General features: G+C 60.4%; 20 protein-coding genes. 9 read left to right on the top strand and 11 right to left on the bottom strand.

What is annotated here, in order from left to right; genetic code table 11:
- Position 1: 1 nt before the first annotated feature.
- From JQR87_RS00585 to dctM, 4 genes are all read left to right on the top strand, one after another.
- Positions 2–1393: a sigma-54-dependent transcriptional regulator gene (locus JQR87_RS00585; protein WP_407293676.1), complete on the top strand. Its 1392-nt coding sequence runs from the start codon at positions 2–4 to the stop codon at positions 1391–1393.
- 378 nt (positions 1394–1771) lie between these two features.
- Entirely contained in the window at positions 1772–2767 is a 996-nt protein-coding gene (gene dctP / locus JQR87_RS00580; RefSeq protein WP_407293678.1) for a C4-dicarboxylate TRAP substrate-binding protein DctP, read from the top strand.
- A gap of 239 nt (positions 2768–3006) precedes the next feature.
- Positions 3007–3633: a TRAP transporter small permease gene (locus JQR87_RS00575; RefSeq protein ID WP_407293680.1), complete on the top strand. Its 627-nt coding sequence runs from the start codon at positions 3007–3009 to the stop codon at positions 3631–3633.
- Positions 3634–4914 (top strand): C4-dicarboxylate TRAP transporter large permease protein DctM, encoded by a 1281-nt coding sequence (dctM, locus tag JQR87_RS00570; RefSeq protein WP_407293682.1) that lies wholly within the window; start codon positions 3634–3636, stop codon positions 4912–4914.
- Positions 4915–4971: 57 nt separating this feature from the next.
- On the opposite strand, the gene JQR87_RS00565 is transcribed toward dctM, so the two are convergent.
- Entirely contained in the window at positions 4972–5580 is a 609-nt protein-coding gene (locus JQR87_RS00565; RefSeq protein WP_407293684.1) for a 2OG-Fe(II) oxygenase, read from the bottom strand.
- A 107-nt stretch (positions 5581–5687) separates the two neighbouring features.
- Here JQR87_RS00565 and JQR87_RS00560 point away from each other — a divergent pair, with 107 nt between their 5' ends.
- Positions 5688–6446, top strand: coding sequence for a DUF2059 domain-containing protein (locus tag JQR87_RS00560; RefSeq protein WP_407293687.1), 759 nt, complete (start codon positions 5688–5690; stop codon positions 6444–6446).
- A 24-nt stretch (positions 6447–6470) separates the two neighbouring features.
- Here the strand turns inward: JQR87_RS00560 and JQR87_RS00555 are convergent, their stop codons facing one another.
- Positions 6471–7409: an alpha/beta hydrolase gene (locus tag JQR87_RS00555; protein ID WP_407293689.1), complete on the bottom strand. Its 939-nt coding sequence runs from the start codon at positions 7407–7409 to the stop codon at positions 6471–6473.
- Between the two features lie 86 nt (positions 7410–7495).
- Between JQR87_RS00555 and JQR87_RS00550 the strand changes: the two genes are divergently transcribed.
- Positions 7496–8077, top strand: a complete 582-nt coding sequence (locus tag JQR87_RS00550; RefSeq protein ID WP_407293692.1) for a DUF6436 domain-containing protein — start codon at positions 7496–7498, stop codon at positions 8075–8077.
- A 30-nt stretch (positions 8078–8107) separates the two neighbouring features.
- On the opposite strand, the gene JQR87_RS00545 is transcribed toward JQR87_RS00550, so the two are convergent.
- From JQR87_RS00545 to JQR87_RS00510, 8 genes are all read right to left on the bottom strand, one after another.
- Complete coding sequence (locus JQR87_RS00545; RefSeq protein ID WP_407293695.1) at positions 8108–9007, bottom strand: ABC transporter permease subunit; 900 nt, start codon at positions 9005–9007, stop codon at positions 8108–8110.
- The gene (locus JQR87_RS00540; RefSeq protein ID WP_407293697.1) at positions 9004–9900 is read right to left on the bottom strand and encodes an ABC transporter permease subunit; all 897 of its coding nucleotides are present in this window, start codon (positions 9898–9900) and stop codon (positions 9004–9006) included. The genes JQR87_RS00545 and JQR87_RS00540 overlap by 4 nt, the downstream gene beginning before the upstream one ends.
- On the bottom strand, positions 9897–11048 hold the full coding sequence (gene potA, locus JQR87_RS00535; RefSeq protein ID WP_407293699.1) for a polyamine ABC transporter ATP-binding protein: 1152 nt from the start codon (positions 11046–11048) through the stop codon (positions 9897–9899). The genes JQR87_RS00540 and potA overlap by 4 nt, the downstream gene beginning before the upstream one ends.
- 107 nt (positions 11049–11155) lie before the next feature.
- The gene (locus JQR87_RS00530) at positions 11156–12241 is read right to left on the bottom strand and encodes a polyamine ABC transporter substrate-binding protein (RefSeq protein WP_407293701.1); all 1086 of its coding nucleotides are present in this window, start codon (positions 12239–12241) and stop codon (positions 11156–11158) included.
- A gap of 226 nt (positions 12242–12467) precedes the next feature.
- On the bottom strand, positions 12468–13565 hold the full coding sequence (locus JQR87_RS00525; protein WP_407293703.1) for a polyamine ABC transporter substrate-binding protein: 1098 nt from the start codon (positions 13563–13565) through the stop codon (positions 12468–12470).
- Between the two features lie 247 nt (positions 13566–13812).
- On the bottom strand, positions 13813–15171 hold the full coding sequence (locus tag JQR87_RS00520) for an aspartate aminotransferase family protein (RefSeq protein WP_407293705.1): 1359 nt from the start codon (positions 15169–15171) through the stop codon (positions 13813–13815).
- A gap of 71 nt (positions 15172–15242) precedes the next feature.
- Positions 15243–16601 carry a glutamine synthetase family protein gene (locus tag JQR87_RS00515; RefSeq protein ID WP_407293707.1) on the bottom strand — a complete coding sequence of 453 codons (1359 nt, stop codon included), beginning with the start codon at positions 16599–16601 and terminating at the stop codon, positions 15243–15245.
- A 45-nt stretch (positions 16602–16646) separates the two neighbouring features.
- Positions 16647–17393 (bottom strand): gamma-glutamyl-gamma-aminobutyrate hydrolase family protein, encoded by a 747-nt coding sequence (locus JQR87_RS00510; RefSeq protein ID WP_407293709.1) that lies wholly within the window; start codon positions 17391–17393, stop codon positions 16647–16649.
- 251 nt (positions 17394–17644) lie between these two features.
- Here JQR87_RS00510 and JQR87_RS00505 point away from each other — a divergent pair, with 251 nt between their 5' ends.
- Entirely contained in the window at positions 17645–19021 is a 1377-nt protein-coding gene (locus tag JQR87_RS00505; protein WP_407293711.1) for a glutamine synthetase family protein, read from the top strand.
- Positions 19022–19111: 90 nt separating this feature from the next.
- Here the strand turns inward: JQR87_RS00505 and JQR87_RS00500 are convergent, their stop codons facing one another.
- On the bottom strand, positions 19112–21688 hold the full coding sequence (locus JQR87_RS00500) for an HWE histidine kinase domain-containing protein (protein WP_407293713.1): 2577 nt from the start codon (positions 21686–21688) through the stop codon (positions 19112–19114).
- A gap of 224 nt (positions 21689–21912) precedes the next feature.
- Between JQR87_RS00500 and JQR87_RS00495 the strand changes: the two genes are divergently transcribed.
- A complete protein-coding gene (locus JQR87_RS00495; protein ID WP_407293716.1) occupies positions 21913–22569 on the top strand; it encodes a TetR/AcrR family transcriptional regulator in 657 nt (218 codons plus the stop codon).
- A gap of 128 nt (positions 22570–22697) precedes the next feature.
- Positions 22698–23576, top strand: a complete 879-nt coding sequence (aguB, locus tag JQR87_RS00490) for an N-carbamoylputrescine amidase (protein WP_407293719.1) — start codon at positions 22698–22700, stop codon at positions 23574–23576.
- Positions 23577–23647 lie beyond the last annotated feature (71 nt).

Raw genomic sequence — 23647 nt, 5'->3', positions numbered from 1 at the left:
CATGACCCACCCGATCGACCCGCAGACTCAGGTCATCTTGGTCGATGACGACCCTCACCTGCGCAAGGCATTGAGCCAGACGCTCGATCTCGCCGGGCTCAAGGTGCTCGGTCTCAGTGACGCACGCGGGCTGGCCACCCTGCTGCCACCGGACTGGCCTGGCGTGGTGGTCAGCGACATCCGTATGCCAGGCATCGACGGCCTGGAGCTGCAACGACAATTGCACATGATCGACAGCGAGCTCCCGGTTTTGCTAATCACTGGCCATGGAGATATCCAGCTGGCAGTCCAGGCCATGCGGGCTGGCGCCTACGACTTTCTCGAAAAGCCTTTTCCCAGCGAAGCGCTGCTCGACAGCGTTCGACGCGCGCTCTCCCTTCGGCAGCTGGTGCTGGACAACCGCAGCTTGCGGTTGGCGTTGGCCGACCGCCAACAACTGTCGACACGCCTGCTTGGACAATCGCCCTCGATGCAACGCCTTCGCGAGCAGATCGGCGCACTCGCCGGTACCCAGGCCGACGTGCTGATCCTCGGTGAAACCGGTTCCGGAAAAGAGGTGGTTGCCCGCGCGCTGCACGATCATTCCAGCCGCCGCAACGGTCCCTTCGTTGCGATCAACGCCGGGGCGCTGGCTGAATCGGTGGTCGAAAGCGAGCTATTCGGCCACGAAGCCGGAGCCTTTACCGGCGCGCAAAAGCGCCGCATCGGCAAGTTCGAGTTCGCTAATGGCGGCACCCTGTTTCTCGACGAAATCGAGAGCATGAGCCTCGACGTCCAAGTCAAACTGCTACGCATGCTGCAGGAACGCGTAGTCGAGCGACTCGGTGGCAATCAGTCGATTCCGCTGGATATCCGTGTGATCGCCGCGACCAAGGAAGACTTGCGCCTAGCCGCCGATCAGGGACGCTTCCGTGCTGATCTCTATTACCGTCTCAACGTCGCGCCCTTGCGCATCCCACCGCTACGTGAGCGTAGCGAAGACGTGCTGTTCCTGTTCCGGCACTTCTCTGAGACGGCCGCCAGCCGTCACGGATTGCCAATTCGCGAGGTGCGGCCGGAACAACGCGCACAACTGCTGCGCCATGCTTGGCCCGGCAATGTGCGGGAGCTGCAGAATACTGCCGAGCGCTTTGCGCTGGGTCTGGAGTTAGGCCTCGATGACCCGGCTCATCGAGTTGCAGGCAGCGCCGCTGCACCGGGCAAGGAGCTTGGCGAACAGGTCGATGCCTTCGAGCGAGCCCTCATCGCGGCTGAGCTGGCGCGGCCCCACAGTTCGCTGCGCAGCGTCGCCGAAGCCCTCGGCCTTCCCCGCAAGACCCTCCACGATAAACTGCGCAAGCATGGCCTGGTGTTCCACGACGCTGGCGGAACCCCGCCGGATGACGGCGAATAGCTGGCGGTTTTCCGCCATCGCGGCATTGCAATCGGAAAGTTCGCCTTATCGTCGCCTGCGGACATGCTGCCGAAACAATTATGTGGCTGGATTAAGCCGCCCTTGTCCACGGCTCGTGGATAGAGGTGAAACCTGCGGACTAGAGCGGCGCTAGCTGAGAAATATTCGTCAGTATTTTGCCATCATGCGAGTACACTCCGGCCTCACGGGTTGCAGTTTGCAAGCACCTGGCACAGCATTTGCTCCCGCTAACTCCATGAACCGGCAAATTCGGGCCAATGTAGGCGAAACGATGTACCTACACTTGTTCTTGCTGGTTACAGCCGAGCTTTCCGCATTGATGTAGAGGCTCATTTCACAACAAGAGGAAACACAACAATGTTCAAGCTGACTGCCACGGCGCTCGCCTGTGCTCTGTCCCTTGGTATCGCAAACCTGGCTCAGGCTGCGGATCCGATCCTGATCAAGTTCTCCCACGTAGTTGCCGAGAACACCCCTAAAGGTCAGGGTGCGGTCATGTTCAAGAAGCTCGTTGAAGAGCGTCTGCCTGGTAAAGTGGAAGTGCAGGTCTACCCGAACTCTTCGCTGTTCGGCGACGGCAAGGAAATGGAAGCTCTGCTGCTCGGCGACGTACAGCTGATCGCTCCGTCGCTGGCCAAGTTCGAACATTACTCCAAGGGCGTTCAGGTGTTCGACCTGCCGTTCCTGTTCGACAACATCCAGGCGGTTGACCGCTTCCAGCAGAGCGATGCCGGCCAGAAGCTGCTGAGCTCGATGGAAGACAAGAACATCACCGGCCTGGCCTACTGGCACAACGGCATGAAGCAGCTGTCCGCCAACAAGGAACTGCGTGAGCCGAAAGACGCCCGCGGCCTGAAGTTCCGCGTACAGGCTTCCGCTGTGCTGGACGAGCAGTTCAAGGCTCTGCGCGCCAACCCGCGCAAGATGAGCTTCGCCGAGGTCTACCAAGGCCTGCAGACTGGCGTCGTCAACGGTGCGGAGAACCCTTACTCCAACATCTACTCGCAGAAGATGCATGAAGTGCAGAAGCACATCACCGAGTCCGACCATGGTCTGCTCGACTACATGCTGATCACCAACACCAAGTTCTGGCAAGGTCTGCCTGAAGATGTGCGTTCCGAGCTGAACGACATCATCGCCGAGGTCACCGTTGAGGTGAACAAGCAGGCCGATGACCTGAACCAGAAAGCCAAGCAGGACATCCTGGCTGCCGGTACCACCGACATCCTCGTTCTGACTCCGGAAGAGCGTGCCAAGTGGCGCGAAGCCATGAAGCCCGTCTGGAGCAAGTTCGAGAATGAAATCGGTGCCGACCTGATCAAGGCCGCCGAAGAAGCCAACAAGGCCCAGTGATCCATGCCGGAGGGCAGCCACAAGCTGCCCTCCGCATTTCTGCTGAAGCGATACCAGCCGCATCGAAAGATCATTGAAAAGACGACCGAGCCAGGCGACACCTACGGCCCGGTGATCACAGGCCAGACGCGTCTGGAACACGAGTCTTTTCATTGCTTTGTCACCGGTTACTCGACCGGTCCATGGCGCACGCTCTGTACGCCCACTGAAACAATGCTATCCATCAGGAGATGTCATCCATGAACGCCATCAGGCGCGTCTGGGACCACTTCGAAGAAGCGTTTATCGCCTTTCTTCTGGCCGCCATGACATTGGTGACCTTCGTTTACGTGGTCCTGAATAACCTCTACACTGTTTTCTACAGCCTCGGCGATCGCTTCGAGGGTGCCAGCGATCTGTTCTTCGCCATGGGTGACTTCACCATCGGCCTGGCGCAAGAGATGACCTGGAGCACAGCACTGACCAAGGCGCTGTTCGCCTGGCTGATCTTCTCCGGCCTGGCTTATGGTGTGCGCACCGCCGGCCATATCGGCATCGACGCACTGGTCAAGCTGGCGCCGCGCCACGTCCAGCGCTACATCGGCTTCGTTGCCTGCCTGTTCTGCCTCGGCTATGCGGCGCTGCTGGCCTATGCCAGCTTCAATTGGATCTCGGCCCTGTTCACCGCGGACATCGGCGCTGAAGATCTCGGTCATTTCGGTATCAAACAATGGCACATCGGCATGATCGTGCCGATCGGTTTCGCGATGGTATTCATCCGTTTCGCCGAAATCTTTGTGCGCATTTTGCGTAACGAGCAAACCGGCCTTGGTTTGGCAGACGAAGCCGCAGAGGCCGCGAAACTGGGCGCAGAGGAGCCGAAGTAAATGACTATCCTGTTCCTCTTTGTCGCGCTCTTCGCGCTGATGTTCATCGGCGTGCCGGTGGCCGTCTCCCTCGGTCTGGCCGGTTCGCTGACCATTCTGCTGTTCAGCCCGGATTCGGTCACCTCACTGGCGATCAAGCTGTTCGAGACGTCCGAGCACTACACGCTGCTGGCCATTCCGTTCTTCCTGCTGGCCGGCGCGTTCATGACCACCGGCGGTGTCGCCAAGCGCCTCATCGACTTCGCCAACGCCAGCGTCGGCCACATCCGTGGCGGCTTGGCCATTGCCGCCGTACTGGCATGCATGCTGTTCGCCGCGCTGTCAGGCTCCTCTCCCGCAACGGTTGCTGCCGTCGGATCGATCGCCATTGCTGGCATGGTCCGCTCCGGTTATCCCCAGGCATTCGGCGCAGGCATCGTCTGCAACGCCGGTACGTTGGGCATCCTGATCCCACCGTCGATCGTGATGGTCGTATACGCTGCGGCTACCGAGACCTCCGTGGGCAAGCTGTTCATGGCCGGTGTCGTTCCGGGCTTGATGCTGGGTCTGGGGCTGATGGTTGCGATCTACATCATCGCCGTGAAGAAAAACCTTCCAGCGCTGCCGCGCGCAACCTTCCGCGAGTGGCTGTCGGCTGCACGTAAGGCCGTCTGGGGCTTGCTGCTGATGGTAATCATCCTCGGCGGCATCTACTCGGGCATGTTCACCCCGACCGAAGCCGCTGCGGTAGCCGCGGTCTACTCCGCTTTCATCGCACTGTTCGTCTACAAGGACATCACGATCCGTGATTGCCCCAAAGTGCTGCTGGAATCGGGCAAGCTGTCGATCATGCTGATGTTCATCATCGCCAACGCCATGCTCTTCGCGCACGTGCTGACGACTGAACAGATACCACAGCAGATCACCGCCATGGTGCTCGAGGCCGGTCTGCAACCCTGGATGTTCCTGCTGGTGGTGAACATCGTCCTGCTGATCGCCGGTGCCTTCATGGAGCCGTCCGCCATCATCCTGATCCTGGCGCCGATTCTGTTCCCGATTGCGGTGCAGCTGGGCATCGACCCGATCCACCTGGGCATCATCATGGTTGTGAACATGGAGATCGGCCTGATCACGCCACCCGTGGGGCTGAACCTTTTCGTCGCCTCGGCAGTAACCGGGATGCCGGTGACTCAGGTGATCCGTGCCGTGATGCCGTGGCTCGCACTGCTGCTGAGCTTCCTGATGATCATCACCTACGTGCCGTCGATCTCGCTGGCGCTGCCAAATCTGCTTGGCATGTGACGCTCATTGATCATTGCTTCTTGAGCCCGGCTTGCGCCGGGCTTTTTTTTGCCTGCGTTACAACGCAAGCACATCTGCGGGGCGTCGGCGAAACCAGCCCGTCAGCGAGAGGCGGTCGGTATGGGTGACCAATACTTCATGAGGGAAGTCACCCGACAGGAAAACAAGCAGATCTCCCGCCACTGGCGGGATGTCGCGGTGCGAACCGTCAGCGAAATGCATGCGCAGCTCACCCCCATCCGCTGGCTGCCAGTTCGGATTGAGATACACCACAGCGGTGACGCAACGGCTGTCGTCATCCCTGAAGCGATCCAGATGCGTCTTGTAGAAGGCTCCTGGCGGGTATAACGCAAAATGGCATTCGAACTCCTCCAGACCGAGAAACAGCGTCTGGTTCATCCGCTGCCGAAGCCCATCCATCAGCTCAAGATAGCGGTCACAGAGTGGCGACTGGCCCGGTTCCAACCATTGGATCTGGTCGCCACGGATGCCTTCGCGAATCGTCAACGCGTCACCCCGCCCGATACCAGCCGGGGCCAAGGCACCTTGTGCCTCACGCTTGCGGCACTCCGCTGCCAGACTGAGGGTCAGATCATCTGACAGGAACGAACGACGTAGCGACCAGCCATGCTCGGCGAGGTCGTCAATGATGGTATCGAACTGCAAGGAAGAGACTCCGGAAGGATTGTTTTAGAGTCTAGCAGCAGCGCTTTCGCGCCTCGACAGCAGCCGTCAGGGCGCTGAAAATAAACTGCCCGCCAACAGGAGCTTCCATGCGCGCCCTAATTGCTTGTGTACTACTCGCCGTCAGCCTGAATACCCTCGCCGATACTTACGACGAGCTTTACGAAACCGCCGGCTGGACCGAACAGCGCGCCAATTTCAGTGATGCATTGACCGCGGCCCAGCAGCGTTACAAGAACACGCTGCCACCGGCCGTCTTCCAGGCGCTGGTGACCAACAGCAATCGCCGTTTTGCAGTCGATGCGATCGACCAGCGGGCCAAGCAAGCGTTGCGGGTAAACCTCCAGGATCCGGGACCCGCGCTGGAGTTCTTTCAATCCCCACTGGGCCACAAGGTGGTGGCGGCAGAGACCCTCGCCGGTCGACGTGAGCAGCTGGCCCGGTACGAGAATGGCATTCCGCGCATCGAGGCCGGTAGCAATCGGCAGCTTCTCATTCGCCACCTGGCCCAGGCACTTCCCGCTGCCGAAGCCGGCGCGGAAGTCAGCCTGGCGCTGGCCGGCGTCGCGGCTGAAAGCCTTAGCCAGATGATTCCCGGCCTGCTGGGCGGTGGACAGGCCCAGGGGCTGCTGGATAGCCAACGTGAACGCCTGCAGCAACAGGTCGAGAGCGATCTGGACAACACCTTGCTATACATCTATCGCGACCTTTCCGATGCCGAGCTGGAGGAGTTCGTCGAGTTCGCCCAGTCTCCGGCTGGACAGAAGTATTACCAGGCTGCGCTCGAAACCTTGCGGGCCGGCCTCGCGGTAGGCGCAGACGCTACACAGGCGCAATCGGGCGCCTGAATGGGCGCTTCGACCGATCCCCTGCTAACGCAGACGCTCGCTAAGAAAGGCGAAATATTCGCGACGCAGCATCTCGCGCTCATTGACCAGATGATGGCGTGCCTCGGGCATGCGCAACACATCGGGACGGTCGAACTTCTCCTCCAGAATCGGCAGGTTGTGCCGCCAGTCCACCGTCAGATCAGCCTCGCCCTGGATGATGATCGGACTGTGTGCGCTCGCTGCTGCGCCTTCGATGCGCGGTATCCAGCGTGACAAGGCACCCACCCACGCCGTCGGCAAAACGTCGGGTTGCAGCGGGTCCCGTGACTGGACGAACGTCAGAAATTCCATGTCTCCAGAGTTCTGCGTGAATCGGCGCGGTATCTGAGTCACGAAGTGGCGCATCACCTCATAGGTCAAGCGAGACCAGCGCCAGCCATGCGGCCTTACGAGGGGCGCGAGCAGAATGCCGCGGCCAAGATTCGGATGCGTCGTTGCATTCAACAGGTAATCAAGCACAATCGCCGCGCCGGTGCTCTGTCCCAGCAGGTGCCAAGGCTGCGGTAAGTTCAGCGCTGCTGCCTCCATTAACAAGCCCTGCAGCACCGCCTGATATTCATCGAATTCGTTGATGCTGGCCCGCGGCCCACTGGACAGGCCGTGCCCCGGCAAATCGCAGGCGAGCACTGCATAGCCCTGCTTCAATGCCCAATCCACGACATGCCGATACAGGCCCATGTGGTCGTAATAGCCATGCAGCACCAGTAGCGTTGCCACGGGTTGCGCGGGATACCAAGCCTGCGCCACTACTTCATAGCCATGCACGGTGAAGCGACCCAGGTGCCGGCGAAACTCGCCATGGTGCGGCAGGTCCAGCCCGTAGTAAGCCTGGTAAAAGTGTGCGTCAGGGGTAAGGGGTGCAGTATCGCTGATGGGGCTCAGCTGGGCGCGAAGGGCGTCGGGATCAATTGGCGAGGGCATGACCGGTATTCGTGTTCAGAATGGGTGGGATATTCAGCTCTGCGCCGCTACATGGCAAGCTGACGCCTCCACCGAAGAGCCCTGCCATGTCCATACGCCGTAAATACTTTATCGCCGGCCTCCTCGCCTTGCTCTGGGGCGGCGCGATGCTGGCGGCCTTCTGGTGGTTCGAGGCGCGATATCTTCGTACCTTCGAAGGCGAACGGGCCGAGCAGTTTTCGGGGGATGCGCTGCAGCTTCCCACCGAGCTACAAGGCCCTGGCCCTGTGCGTTTCGTGCATTTCTGGGACCCGAGCTGCCCCTGCAACGTGGGCAACCAGCAACATCTGGAACAATTGCTGGCGCGCTTCGCTGATCAGCAAGTGGCGTTCTATGTCGTGCAGAAGCCTGGGACAGAGGGCCGTTTGCCGCCACAGCTCGCGGCATTGAAACCGCTGCCGGAGCTCAGCGGAGCCTCCCAGCTGCCGGCAAGCCCAGCGGTCGGGATCTGGGATGCCAAAGGCGAACTGGCCTACCTCGGGCCCTACAGCGAAGGCGCTGTCTGCCGGTCCGACAACAGTTTTGTCGAGCCGATTCTCGATGCGCTATTGGCAGGCCGACAAGTCCGTGCGACGCACTCGCTCGCGGTGGCTTGTTTTTGTGATTGGCAGGACGCTGCGGCCCGTTAACGGCGCGCCTCAGGGAGGCGCGCTTGCGACTCAGCTATGCGCCGATGGGGGCGCCATGACCTTACCGATGTCAGCCGCCTGATGCCAACTGTTGCCACTGCTGTCATCCATAGCCTGACGCATGGCGCGAGTGCGGCGTTTTTCAGCGCGACGGCTGACATACCAGGCGATGAAGGTCGCGAGAGAAACCACCAGCAGGATCAGGCTGGCCACCGCGTTGATCTCCGGCTTCACACCCAGGCGCACCGCCGAGAAAATTTCCATCGGCAGCGTTGTCGCCCCTGGGCCGGAGACAAAGCTGGCCAGCACCAGATCGTCCAGCGACAGTGCGAAGGACAGCATGCCGCCGGCAGCCAGAGACGGCGCGATCATCGGCATGGTGATCAGAAAGAACACCTTCCACGGCCGAGCACCGAGATCCATCGCCGCTTCCTCAATGGACTGGTCCAGCTCGCGCAGACGTGCCATGACGACCACCGCAACATAGGCCGAGCAGAACGTGGTGTGGGCAATCCAGATGGTTACGATGCCGCGCTGGGCGGGCCAGCCGACCAGCTGCGCCATGGCCACGAACAGGAGCAGCAAGGACAGACCGGTAATCACCTCGGGCATGACCAGCGGGGCGGTGACCAGGCCGCCGAAGACGGTACGGCCTCGGAAGTTCGGAATCCGCGTCAGCACGAATGCTGCCATGGTGCCCAGTGCAACCGCTGCAATCGCAGTGTAGAAGGCAATCTCCAGCGAGCGCATCACTGCACCCATGAGCTGACTGTTGTCCAGTAACCCTGCGTACCACTTCAGTGACCAGCCGCCCCATACCGTCACCAGCCGAGAGGCGTTGAAGGAGTAGATGACCAGCAGCACCATGGGCAGGTAGATGAACAGCAACCCGAGGACCAGGATCAGGTTGGAGAAGCTGTAGCGCTTCATAGCTTGCCCTCCAGTTCCTTGGCTTGGTTGCGGTTGAAGAGAATGATCGGTATCAGCAGAATCGCCAGCATCACCACCGCCAACGCGGAGGCCACCGGCCAGTCGCGGTTATTGAAGAACTCTTGCCACAGCACCTTGCCAATCATCAGCGTCTCCGGCCCGCCGAGCAGCTCGGGAATCACGAATTCGCCGACCACGGGGATGAATACCAGCATGCAGCCGGCGATGATGCCGTTCTTCGACAGCGGCACCGTAATCTTCCAGAAGCTGGTGAGGTTGCGCGCGCCCAGGTCGGATGCAGCCTCCAGAAGGCTGAAGTCGTGCTTCACCAGATTGGCGTAGAGCGGCAGGATCATGAACGGCAGGTAGGAATACACCACGCCAATGTAAACGGCGAGATCGGTGTTGAGGATACGCAGCGGTTCATCGATCAACCCCAGCCCCTGCAACAGGCCGTTAAGGATGCCATTGCTGCTGAGAATGCCCATCCAGGCGTAGACGCGGATCAGGATCGCCGTCCAGGTCGGCATCATGATCAGCAGCAGCAAGACGGTTTGAAGGTCCTTGCGCGCTCGGGCAATCGCATAGGCCATGGGATAGCCGATCAGCAGGCAGATCAGCGTGCTGAAGAAGGCAATGCGCAGCGAGCCAGCGTAAGCCGCCCAGTACAGATCGTCTTCGCTGAGGAAAATGTAGTTGCCGAAGTTGATGAGGATCTGCAACTGCTGCTCGGCATAGGCGAACACCTCCGAATACGGCGGAATAGCCACAGCCGCTTCGGCGAAGCTGATTTTCAGCACGATTACGAAGGGCAGGAGGAAGAACAACGCCAGCCATACGAAGGGCACACCAATGACGAGTCGGCGGCCGGTGTTAAGACGCGAGCGGCTCATGCCTGGAGCACCACGCCGCTGTCGTCCAGCCAGTAGACGAACACTTCTTCCTCCCAAGTCGGCAGTTTGACGTGCCGTTCGGTGTTGGCCATGAAAGCCTGCAGGATGCCGCCGGATGGCATCTGGATGTAATAGACCGAATGCCCGCCAAGGTAGGCGATGTCATAGACCACGCCCTTGGCCCAGTTGTAACCGGGGCGTTGCAGCTCAGGCAACTCAGTACCGATCAGCAGCTTTTCGGGACGTATTGCATAGGTGATCTGCTTGTCCTGGGCACGAGTACTGATGCCATGACCGACATAGATCGGATTCTCCAGGCCGGGAGACGCAATCACCGCATGATCTTCCACGTCTTCGATCAGCTCGCCGTCGAACAGATTGACGTTGCCGATGAATTCGCACACCAGACGGCTTGCTGGCGTCTCGTAGATGTCCATCGGGCTGCCAACTTGGGCGATCCAGCCAAGGTGCATGATGGCGATGCGCTCGGCCATGGTCATGGCCTCTTCCTGGTCGTGGGTCACCATCACGCAGGTCACCCCGACCCGCTCGATGATCTGCACCAGTTCCAGCTGCATCTGCGAGCGCAGTTTCTTGTCCAGCGCGCCCATCGGTTCATCCAGCAGGAGCAGCTTCGGCCGCTTGGCCAGCGAGCGCGCCAAGGCAACACGCTGTCTCTGGCCACCAGAGAGCTGGTGCGGCTTGCGCTTGGCGTATTGGCTCATCTGCACCAGGTTGAGCATCTCATCGACTCGTGTCTTGATCTCGTCCTTCGGCAGGCCATCCTGCTTCAGGCCGAAGGCAATGTTCTGCTCGACGCTCATGTGCGGAAACAGGGCGTAGGACTGGAACATCATGTTGATTGGCCGTTCGTACGGCGGCATCTCGGTGATGTCCTGGCCGTCGAGGAAAATCCGCCCCTCGGTAGGCTGCTCGAAGCCCGCCAGCATACGCAGTAAAGTGGACTTGCCCGAGCCGGAACCTCCAAGCAAGGCGAAGATTTCACCTTGATGAATGCTCAGCGAGACATCATCGACCGCCACCGTTTCGTCGAACTTCTTGGTGACGCGGTCGATCTTCAGCAGCACCTGCTTGCTCTGGCTCTCACCGGTGAGGGCTTTTTTGTAGGCGCTGGAGGCAACGGCCATGCGCGAACTCCCGATTGGAAATAGTTGGACCCCGGACAGCACCGGGAAACGTCATGGAGCAGGGCAAGACGGATGGCGAGTAGCGATTCCGTCTTGCCCTGGTGTGGCTATTGACCGGACTTGACCTTGGTCCAGGTGCGGGTCATCAAACGGTTGATCTTCTGCGGCAGCTCGGCCGATACGTACAGGCGATCCAGCACCGCTTGCGGCGGATAAACCGACGGATCGTTACGCACCTCCTGATCCATCAATTCACCGGCCTTGAGGTTGGGGTTGGCATAGCCGACATAGTCGCTGACCGACGCGATCACTAGTGGATCTAGCAGATAATTGATGAAGGCATGGGCTTCGTCGACGTTCTGCGCGTCGGCCGGGATGGCCAGCATGTCGAACCAGAGATTGCCGCCCTCTTTGGGAATCGCATAGGCGATATCGATGCCCTTACCGGCTTCGTCGGCTCGCGCCGCAGCCTGGAAGATGTCCCCGGAGAACCCTGCGGCGATGCAGATATTGCCGTTAGCCAGATCGGAGATGTACTTGGATGAGTGGAAATAGCGAACATAGGGGCGTATTTCCAGCAGCTTCGCCTCAGCCTTGGCGTAGTCGTCCGGATCGGTGCTGTTGGGGTCAAGCCCAAGGTAGTTGAGCATCGCCGGAATCATTTCGTCCGCCGAGTCGAGAAAGGCAATGCCGCAGCCGGCCAGCTTCTTGGCGTTTTCCGGCTCGAACAGCACCGCCCAGGAATCGACTTTCTCGATGCCCAGCGCAGCCGTCACCTTCTCAACGTTGTAACCGATGCCATTGGTGCCCCAGAGATAGGGGGCAGCGTAGGCATTACCCGGATCGTTTTTTTCCAGCTGCTTGAGCAGCGCCGGATCCAGGTGTTCCCAGTTGGGCAGTTTGCTTTTGTCCAGCTTCTGGAAAGCGCCAGCGCGGATCTGTTTTCCAAGGAAATGGTTGGACGGGACCACTACGTCATAGCCGGTACGGCCAGCGAGCAGCTTGCCCTCAAGGGTTTCGTTCGAGTCGAAGACGTCGTAGACGGGCTTGATGCCAGTCTTTTCTTCAAATTCTGCCAGCGTCGTTTCGCCGATGTAATCAGACCAGTTGTAGATATGTACCGTGGCAGCCTGAGCGGATGCAGCACCGCTGACCGCAGCGGCTATAAGAAGCGACTTCAATGTCGAACGCATGAGAGTGTCCTCTTGGTACTGGCCGCGCGATCAATGGACGAAAGGCGGGCTATTTATTGGAAAAACCTCTGAAAATCAACTGGCACGGCGCAACAGGCAAGGCTGTCACACCACAAAGAGGGCACCGTAGCCGGATCGGAGCCAGATTTTGTCGGGACTAAGCCCCTCAGGGGGTCGGTAAATGCCTCGCACAGACACGTGAACGGGCCTGTGCGAGACGGGTGAATCAACGGCCGGATTTGATCTTGGTCCAGCTGCGGGTCATGGTGCGCTGGGTCTTGGGATCGAGGTCCGGGAAGGTGTAGAGCTTCTGCAGTACGGCCTGGCTCGGGTAGACGCCCGGGTCGGTACGAATCGCTTCATCCACCAGCGGGGTGGCCGCAGCGTTGCCGTTGGGGAACTGCACATAGTTGGTGATGGAGGCCATCACCTCTGGCTTCATCAGGTAATTGAGGAAGACATGGGCGCTGTCGACATTTTTCGCATCGGCCGGGATCGCCAGCATGTCGAAGAAGGTCCCTGCGCCTTCCTTGGGAATGTTGTACTTCACCGTCACCTGGTTGCCCGCTTCTTCGGCGCGTGCTTTGGCCTGGTAGATGTCGCCGGAGTAGCCGATGGCGACGCAGACGTTGCCGTTGGCCAGGTCCGAGATGTACTTCGAGGAGTGAAAGTAGGCCAGGTTCGGGCGTATCTGCATGAACAGCTCTTCGGCCTTCTTCAACTCGTCAGACTTGGTGGTGTCTGGCTTGTAGCCGAGGTAATGCAGTGCCGCGGGAAGAATTTCGGTCGGTGAATCGAGGAACGAGACGCCGCAGGATTTCAGCTTTTCCATGTTCTCCGGCTTGAATACCAGATCCCAGGAATCGACCGGTGCGTCTTCGCCCAGCGCGGCCTTGACCTTCTCCGGGTTGTAGCCGATGCCGATGGTTCCCCACATGTACGGCACTGCGTACTGGTTGTCCGGGTCGCTCGGCTGCAGCGCCTTCAGCAGGTCCTTGTCGAGGTTTTCCCAGTTCGGCAGCTTGCTCTTGTCGAGCTTCTGGAACACGCCCGCCTTGATCTGTTTGGCCAGGAACGGGTTGGAAGGCACGACTACGTCGTAGCCGGAGCTACCTGCGAGCAGCTTGGCTTCCAGCACCTCGTTGCTGTCAAACACGTCATAGACGACCTTGATGCCGGTTTCCTTGGTGAAGTTCTCCAGGGTGTCTTCGGCGATGTAGTCGGACCAGTTATAGACGTGCAAAACTTTGTCTTCGGCCTGCGCAGCGCCGGCGACCGCGCCAGCCAGCGTCAGTGCAAGTAGGGTCTTGGCAAAGGGTTTCATCCGTGCAGCTCCTGTTGTAGTCATGTGTTGGGCTGTGGACAGGTCACGCTGGGTGGCGATCGACGCTCATCCCGTTGTGCCTGGTGCAGCTAATGGCTGTGCCGGCGTCGACACATTCTCGGTAAGTCAGGCCAAAGCACGCGCGCAGTCTGGCAAGGTCAACGGCTGTTTTTCAACAGCCCATACGCGCTTCGCTTGCATACTTTTCATATCGCTTCCGACGTCGGCAGCATTCTGCTAACGCCGGTCAGCCCCGCGCATCCTTGAGGGTGGCATTCAGACAGTGGCGAACTTTCACGATCAGCTCGTCGATCTGCTCTTCGTTGATCACCAAAGGCGGCGATATAATCATGGTGTCTCCCACCGCGCGCATCACCAGGCCGTTACGGAAGCAGTGCTCACGACAGAGCATCCCCACGCCAGGATCAGCGAAGCGCTCGCGGGTTTTCTTGTTCTTCACAAGTTCCAGCGCGCCGAGCATGCCGACGCCACGGGCCTCACCAACCAGCGGGTGCTCGACCAACTCACGCCAGCGAGACTGCAAATAGGGTGCCGTCTTCGTCTTCACCCGCTCGACGATCTTCTCCTCACGCAGGATGCGAATGTTCTCCAGCGCTACGGCCGCCGCCACTGGATGCCCGGAATAGGTAAAGCCATGATAGAACTCGCCGCCCTCGTTGAGCGTATGCACTATTTCGTCGCGCACGACCACGCCGCCCATGGGCAAATAGCCTGAGGTAAGCCCTTTCGCGATGGGCATCAGGTCGGGCGCATTGCCGTAGTGATTGCTGCCGAACCATTCACCGGTGCGGCCGAATCCGCAGATCACCTCATCGGCGATAAAGAGAATGTCGTAGCGGGCGAGAATTTCGCGAATCTTCGGCCAGTAGCTGTCCGGGGGAATGATCACACCGCCGGCGCCCTGAATCGGCTCGGCAATGAACGCGGCGACCCGGTCTTCCCCGACCTCCAGGATTTTCTGCTCCAGTTGTTCGGCCACCCGAGCGCCGAACGCTTCCGGGTCCAGGTCACCGCCTTCACCAAACCAGTAGGGCTGGTCGATGTGCTCGATCCCGGGAATTGGCCCATCGCTCTGTTCATGCATGGCTTTCATACCGCCGAGGCTTGCGCCGGCGATGGTCGAGCCGTGGTAGCCATTCCAGCGGCCGATGACCACTTTTTTCCCAGGTTGCCCCTTGGTTGCCCAGTAGTGGCGCACCATGCGCAGCACCGTGTCGTTGGCTTCCGAGCCGGAGCCGGTGAAGAACACGTGATTCATGCCTTCCGGCGCGATCTCGGCGATGGCCTTGGCCAGTGCCAGAGCCGGCGGGTGGGCCGTCTGGAAAAAGAGATTGTAGTAAGGCAGCTCACGCATCTGCCGGGTGGCTGCTTCGACCAGCTCTTCGCGACCGTAGCCGAGATTGACGCACCAGAGCCCCGCCATGGCATCGAGAATCTTGTGACCTTCACTGTCCCAGAGGTACACGCCCTCACCACGGGTGATGATGCGCGTGCCTTTGGCGTTGAGCGCCTTGAAGTCGGTGAAAGGCGGTAGGTGGTGGTCGCGGCTCAGGGCTTGCCATTGCAGGGTTTGCGAATCGCTCATCAATCACCTCTTGGTTGTAATCGCTGCTTGACTGGGTGGATGACCGAAAGCGCCCTCCACCCCGGCTTTGCTTACACCGACAGCATCAGGAACTCCCGCTCCCATGAACTGATGACCCGGTGATAGTTCTCCTGCTCGGCACGCTTGACCGCGATGTAGCCGGTGATGAACTTCGGGCTCAGATACTTCTCCAGCGGCCGGCAGTTCTCCATTCGCTCCAGCGCGGCTTCCAGCGTCAATGGCAGCCTCAGGTTACGGCGCTCATAGCCGCGGCCTTTGACCGGCTGACTCGGCGGCAGCTCCTCGACCATCCCGATGTAGCCGCACAGCAGGCTGGCGGCGATGGCCAGATAGGGATTGGCGTCCGCGCCGGGCAGGCGGTTTTCGACACGACGGTTCTGGGGATCGGAATCCGGTACTCGCAGGCCGACGGTGCGGTTCTCCTCGCCCCATTCAACGTTGACCGGCGCCGAGGTATCCGGCAGGAAGCGGCGGAACGAATTGACGTTCGGTGCGAACAGCGGCAACAGCTCGGGGATGTATTTCTGCAGGCCCCCGACGTGGTTAAGGAACAGCTGGCTCATGGTGCCGTCGCTGTTGGAAAAGATGTTGCGCCCGGTTTCGAGGTCCACCACGCTCTGGTGCAGGTGCATCGCACTGCCCGGCTCGCCCGTCATGGGCTTGGCCATAAAGGTGGCGGCGACGTTGTGCTTGAGCGCCGCCTCACGCATGGTGCGCTTGAACACCAGAATCTGATCGGCCAGATGCAGCGCCTCGCCATGACGGAAGTTGATTTCCATCTGGGCGGTGCCTTCTTCATGAATCAGCGTGTCCAGATCCAGCCCCTGGGCTTCGCACCAGTCGTACATGTCTTCGAACAGCGGGTCGAACTCGTTCGCCGCATCGATGGAGAACGACTGCCGGCCCGTCTCCTGCCGGCCTGAGCGCCCGATCGGTGGCTGGAACGGCAGGTCCGGGTCTTCGCAGCGCTTGGTCAGGTAGAACTCCATTTCCGGCGCGACGATGGGCTGCCAGCCCTTGTCGGCGTACATCTTCAACACGCGCTTGAGGATGTTGCGGGGGGAGATCTCGATGGGGTTGCCCATCTTGTCGTAGGTGTCGTGGATCACCTGCGCGGTGGGCTCGATGGCCCATGGCACCAGGAACACGGCGTCCGGATCGGGGCGGCAGAACATGTCGATGTCCGCCGGGTCGAGCAGTTCGTAATAGATGTCGTCTTCGACATAGTCGCCGGTCACGGTCTGCAGCAAGACGCTTTCCGGCAGCCGCATGCCCTTCTCGTCGAGAAACTTGTTAGTGGGTGAAATCTTGCCGCGGGCGATGCCGGTCAGGTCGCTGATCAGGCATTCGACCTCGGTAATCTTGCGTTCTTTCAGCCAGCCGGTGAGCTGGTCGAGCTTGCTGGACATATCAACCTCAGAGATTAATGAAACGAGCGCCGTGCCGGCCCGCGCTCAGCGCCGTCCCGCGCGTTCCTGGCAAGCGCGGGCAAAGCCCTCGAACAACGCCAGGTAATAAGGATGTTCATGCACCTTCCATTCCGGGTGCCACTGCACGCCGAGTGCGAAGCTTCGCGCACCTTCGACGGAAAACGCTTCGATCAGACCATCGGGTGCAAGCCCCTCTATGCGCAGGCCCTCTCCAAGCCGCTCGACGCCCTGACCATGCACCGAGTTGACCTCTATGTGCGCAGGCAACCCGAGACGCTCCAGCAATCCACCGGGCTGGACGTGCAATGGATGACTCAGACCGTATTGAACCTCGACGGGATCCTCGGCGCGCTCACGGTGATCAGCATAAGGCCCGACCTCGTGGACTTTTTGGTGCAGGCTGCCGCCGAAGGCCACATTCATTTCCTGAAACCCTCGACAAACACCGAATACCGGTACGCCTGCCTCAACAGCCGAGCGAATGAGCGGCAGCGTCAGACGATCCCGCGATGGGTCGTGAAGTGTACCTTCGACGCTGGCCGGGCCCCTGTAGTGATGAGGTTCGACATTCGATGGCGAGCCGGTAAAGAGCAGGCCGTCTACGCTATCTAGCAGGGCGGCCGGATCGATCAGGTCGCCGAGCGCCGGGATGACCAACGGCAGGCCGGCTACGGCCGCCGCCCGCAGGTACTTGTCGCCCGCAATATGGAAACTGTGGTGGCCAATCTGCCTGGTACAGGCCGAAACGCCGATCAATGGCACGCGAGGCATGGGATACTCGTCTTTCCGGATGGGGCTCATCGGAGAGTAGTCTTGTTCATTTTTATAGACAATAGCCGAGCACTTCCGCTTCGGAAAGCGCCGTTGAAAAAGAGCGATACTTATCGTAATCGCCCCAAAACCGCCCATTGCGGGCCTTGATGGGGCATCACGGGGCGCTATTGACAGTGACAAGGCTTTTCGATTGACTCCAAGACAAGCTATTTGATGATTGAAATTTTTAACAATTAAGGTGCTTCATCATGCTTCCGCCGCCGCGTGCCGTTCAGCTCAACGAAGCGAACGCATTTCTCAAGGAACACCCGGAGGTCCAGTACGTCGACCTGTTGATTGCAGACATGAACGGTGTCGTTCGTGGCAAGCGCATCGAACGAGCCAGCCTGCACAAGGTGTATGAAAAAGGCATCAATCTGCCAGCCTCGCTGTTCGCCCTCGACATCAATGGCATCACCGTAGAGAGCACTGGCCTGGGCATGGACATCGGCGACTCCGACCGGACCTGCTTTCCGATTCCCAACACCCTGAGCAACGAACCCTGGCAAAAACGCCCCACCGCTCAGCTGTTGATGACCATGCACGAACGCGACGGCTCGCCCTTCTTCGCAGACCCGCGTGAAGTGCTGCGCCAGGTTGTCAGCAAGTTCGATGAACTGGGCCTGACCATCTGCGCTGCGTTCGAACTGGAGTTCTACCTCATCGATCAGGAAAACGTGAATGGTCGCCCGCAGCCGCCGCGCTCACCGATTTCAGGCAAGCGCCCACACTCGACGCAGGTCTACCTGATCGACGACCTGGACGAGTATGTCGATTGCCTGCAGGACATTCTCGAAGGGGCCAAGGAACAAGGCATTCCCGCCGACGCCATCGTCAAGGAAAGTGCCCCGGCGCAGTTCGAAGTCAACCTTCACCATGTCGCCGATCCGATCAAGGCATGTGACTATGCCGTCCTGCTCAAACGATTGATCAAAAACATTGCCTACGACCATGAAATGGACAGCACATTCATGGCCAAGCCTTACCCGGGCCAGGCGGGCAATGGCTTGCACGTGCACATTTCGTTGCTGGACAAGAACGGCAACAACATTTTCGCCACCGACAACCCGCTAGAAAGCGAAACCCTGCGGCACGCCATCGGCGGTATTCAGCAGACCATGGCGGCGTCGATGGCCTTTCTCTGCCCCAACGTGAACTCCTATCGTCGCTTCGGCGCGCAGTTCTACGTGCCCAATGCCCCCTGCTGGGGCTTGGATAACCGCACCGTCGCGCTGCGGGTGCCGACCGACAGTCCCGACTCCGTGCGCATCGAGCACCGCGTAGCCGGTGCCGACGCCAACCCGTATCTGCTGCTGGCGGGCGTGCTGGCTGGTATTCATCACGGACTGACCAACAAGATCGCACCGGACGAGCCCATTGAGGGCAATTCGTACGAACAGGTCGAGCAGAGCCTGCCCACCAACCTTCGCGATGCGCTGCGCGAGCTGGACGATAGTGAAATCATGGCGCGCTACATCGACTCCACCTACATCGACATCTTCGTTGCATGTAAGGAGAGCGAGCTGGCTGAGTTCGAACACTCGATCTCGGATCTGGAATACAACTGGTATCTGCACACCGTCTGACACGCGGCTCCCTGCGCCAGGCGTGGAGGCTACCAGCGCGAGCGGGCATGGCGGGTCCTACCGAGCCGGACCGAGAAACTGCGTCATGCCTCAGGGATGGGACGAGCGCCGCACATCGATGCCGGGTAGTTGCCCAATGGCGTAACCCAGCGCACTGAGATTGTACGGCTTGGTTACCACCGGCACCTGGTCGAAGCGCTCGGGTATCGCCGTTCGGGCGCCGTAGCCCGTGGCGAACAGGAAGGGATGCCCGTCGGCTTCGAGCTCAGCCGCAATCCCCAGGCTTGTTTCGCCGGCCAGATTGACATCCAGCACGACCAGATCGAAGGGATCGAGCCTCAGCGCGCGACGCGCGTCGCCCAGCGAGCCGGCAATCTCGACCTGCACGCCGGCCTCCTCGAGCATGGCCTGGGCATCCAGAGCGATCATCATGCTGTCCTCCACCAGCAGCAGCTTCAGGCCGCCGATAGTGCCGCTAGTGCTTCCGGTGACGGCATCGGGCCGCTGGAGCGGCTCGGGGCCGTGCGATACGTGTTCCTGCGGGACTCGGAACCAGGCGAAAAGGCCCTCATGGCGGTATTCCACACGCGCCTCGCCCTGCAGCTCGAATGGAATCGTACGTTCGGTGACGATACTGCCGAAGCCACGGCGGGCGGGCGGTCTCACTGCTGGGCCGCCGCTCTCGTTCCATTCGATGATCAACCCGGCACCCTCGATCAGCCGCCAACTCACCGTCAATAGGCCCTTCGGCACACTCAAGGCGCCATACTTGGCCGCGTTGGTCATCAGTTCGTGAAAGACCAGCGCAAGGGTCTGATAGCTACGGACGTCAAGCAGCACCGGGCCACCGCTGAGCTGAATGCGCCCGTCCATATCGTCACGAGCATTCCACACCCGAGCCTCGGACTCGAGCAGCGAACGCAGGTGGGTCGAGCCGCTGGTTGGGGCATTGATCTGGTCGTGCGCAGCCGCAAGCGCCTGGATTCGTCGCTCCACTTCAGTTGTAAACGAGTCCACAGAAACCGCCTGCTGCGCGCTTTGACGGGTCGTGGCGAGCACAAGGCTCAGCACATTCTTGACGCGATGGTTGAGCTCGGCGATCAGCAAAGACTGGCTGTCCTGTGCGATCTGCCGCTCGGAGGCGATCAACTCGGAGCGCCGCAGCACGATCTCCAGCAGCGCCACGCGGAGGGTCTCGGCGACCCTGATTTCGGTGGCGGTCCAGGGCAGGGCCTGGCCGCGTACCGTCTCGCGCCAGGCTGCAAAACTGCCCCGGGGATGAAGTTGGCCTGTTGCCGGATCTCGCTGCGTGGCCTTCTCGGGATTGCCCCCCCAGGTAACGGTCTGGATCAGCTCCCGGCGGAAGAACAGCAGGTAGTCCTTCGCTATCCGTGAGATGGGTATCGCCAGCACGCCACTGGCGAGCTCGGTGAAACCCGCCGCTGGGGCGAAGTGCTCGCTGAGCGACGCAGTGGCATAGATCTGATCAACCGGCTTGCGTTCAAGATAGGTGATCAGCTCTGAGATCGCTTCCTCAGGTGGGAGCACGCCTTGCCCGCTGAGCTGGCCATTGGACCAGACCGCCAATCCATCGCAGGCGATCATGCTGTTGAGCATATCCGCGTAACGGCTCAAGTCCTCAAACACCGTGTCACGCGGCGACATGGCGGCCATGAGCTGGTCGTGTGCATGCTGGGCATCGGATATGCGCTGCTGTTCCTGCTGCTGCTCACGCACATCGATCTGCAGCGAAAGCATCTGCCCGAACATCTCGGCAGCCGAACACAGGGCACCGCTCAGGTAGTGCGGCTCCTTGTGATGGCAGGCAATCAGTCCCCAGAGCTCATCGCCCCGCATCAGGCTGACGGTCAAGGTACCGCGTACATCCATGTTGCGCAGGTATTGGATGTGCACAGGGGAAACGCTGCGCAGGGCGGCCAGACTCAGATCGAGCGGCAGCCCGTCCGGCGCACGCCCGGGCAACACCGGTACCGGGACATAGTCGACGTCCGGTATCAGCCGCAACGGCTGGCGTCTATAGAGCGCACGAGCCTGGGCCGGGATATCAGTTGCCGGATAGCGCAGCCCCAAATACGAGTCGGTACCGGGCCGCACCGCCTCAGCGACCACCTCGCCCGACTCATCCGGCAAAAAGCGGTAGATCATCACGCGGTCATAACCGGTGACCGCACGCATCTGCTGTGCCGCCAGGGTTAACAGCCGTGTCACGGTCGATGCCCGGCGCAGGCGGCCAGCCAGGCCTCGTAGCAGCGTGACGCCGTTGTGCCCCGATCCCATCACACTGGGTGCTGCCTCGATCACCGCCAATCCGGCAATCATGTGGACCGTCAGGTCGTAGCGTTTCGGCCCTACGTCGAGCGCGAGGCAGTCCAACCGTTCAGCGGTGCCCGAAAGCATGGCAGTCTGTAGCTGGTTGCGGACCGAATGAACGGTTTCGATCGGTAGGACATGATCAAGCGGGCGGCCCAACAGCGATTGCGGCTCGATGCCGGCTAAGAACGTATCGACGTTTGCCGAAACGTGAGCAATGGACCAATCCGGCAAGGTACAACCCAGCAGCAGGCCGTGTGGCTGGATGGTTCCCGGAATGTGGATGGGCTCCTGAGCACAATCCACGGCAACGGACAGATGCGACTCGGTCGTCAATGCAAAACGTCTCCTGCAGCTTTTGGATGACGGGCCCCAACGCAGCCCTGTTCTAAAACTGTGACCTGCATTGGAGCCGATTCGCTCACTCGACGTACGGCGGCACGTCGGTCAATGGGGCTCGGCTGATGCGCGAGGTCCGAACAGGCGGAACGGTCCGACCAATACAGAAGAACCGGAACTGAGGATTGCGTCCGGCGGCGTCATGGCTTCCAATGCCATTCATGATCAAGCCTGACGACTCCAAGCCCGCATCAGGGCGCCGACCACGCCCCAGCAGCCAGGCGCGTATCGCGCTGATTCTCGCCGCAGCCCGTGAGCAGCTGGCCGAACAGGGTGTGGCGGGGCTGTCCATCTACAACGTGGCAGAGCACGCCGCGATGCCGCCCTCGTCGGTCTATCACTTTTTTCCCAGCGTGCCGGCGCTGCTGAATGCGCTCACAGCCGATGTGCATGCGGCGTTTCGCGCAAGCCTGGCCGAGCCGGTCGACCATCAACGCCTGGGTAGCTGGCGTGACCTGTCCCGACTGATCGAGCAGCGCATGTTGGCGATCTACCAGCGCGACGCTGCAGCCCGGCAGCTGATTCTCGCGCAGCATGGCCTGAGCGAGGTCATGCAGGCCGACCACCAGCATGACATCGAACTCGGTGGGTTGATGCAGGTCCTCTTTGAAAGACATTTCGAACTGCCGGCGCTGCCCAGGGATGTCGATGTGTTCGCCCTGGCGCTGGAGCTGGGAGACCGGGTTTATGCACGGTCCGTGCATCTGTGCGGCAGTATCACACCGCGCATGGCTGAGGAAGGCATGCGCGTGTTTGATGCCTATCTGGCGCTGTATCTGCCGCCCTATCTGCCAAAGCGCAGCTCTCCAGACAGATAAATATCGGCCTTTGGCCAGATGAACGGCTGCAAATAGGATAGGAACCGCTTTCAATCCAGATAAATATCGCCTAAATTTCGCAGCGTCCGCCAGCGACCCTCTATAAGCCAGCATCCGCGAGGTATTCCATGTCCCGTATCGTCACCGTTGCCGCCACCCAGATGGCCTGTTCCTGGGATCGCGACGCGAATATCGCCAACGCCGAGAAGCTGGTCCGCGAGGCTGCAGCCAAGGGCGCTCAGGTCATCCTGATTCAAGAGCTGTTCGAGACTCCGTATTTCTGCCAGAAACCGAACCCAGAGTATTTGCAGCTGGCCACTTCGGTCGAAGACAACCCAGCCGTTCAACACTTCCAAAAGGTCGCGGCCGAGCTGCAAGTGGTCCTGCCGGTGAGCTTCTTCGAGCTGTCCGGGCGTGCGCGCTTCAACTCAATTGCCATCATCGACGCCGACGGCAAGGTGTTGGGTGTGTACCGCAAGAGCCATATTCCGGACGGCCCCGGCTACCACGAGAAGTATTACTTCAACCCCGGCGACACTGGTTTCAAGGTTTGGAACACCCGTTACGCCAAGATCGGCGTGGCCATCTGCTGGGACCAGTGGTTCCCCGAAACAGCGCGCAGCATGGCGCTGATGGGTGCCGAGCTGCTGTTCTACCCGACTGCCATCGGCAGCGAGCCGCATGATTCGAGCATCACCTCTCGCGATCATTGGCAGCGTGTACAGCAAGGCCATGCAGGCGCCAACCTGATGCCGCTGATTGCCAGCAACCGGATAGGCCGCGAAGAGCAGGACGGCTATGACATCACCTTTTACGGCTCCTCGTTCATTGCCGATCAGTTTGGGGCCAAGGTCGAGGAGTTGGACGAAACCAGCGAGGGCGTGCTGGTTCACCAGTTCGACCTGGACAAGCTTGAGCACATCCGCAGCGCCTGGGGTGTGTTCCGTGATCGCCGTCCGAACCTGTATAGCCCGATCAAAACGCTGGACGGTTCGCTGGAATCCTGAGCCTGGCCTTTGATCGGTAGAGGCTTCAGCCGCACGCTTCGTTGCGGCTGAATGCCGTTCACCGTGGTCAG

This window comes from Stutzerimonas stutzeri, from assembly GCF_051028275.1.
GTDB classification, from domain to species: Bacteria; Pseudomonadota; Gammaproteobacteria; order Pseudomonadales; family Pseudomonadaceae; genus Stutzerimonas; species Stutzerimonas stutzeri_AS.
Note: the sequence above shows the minus strand (reverse complement) of the source record. Positions and strands in the feature narration are given on the sequence as shown.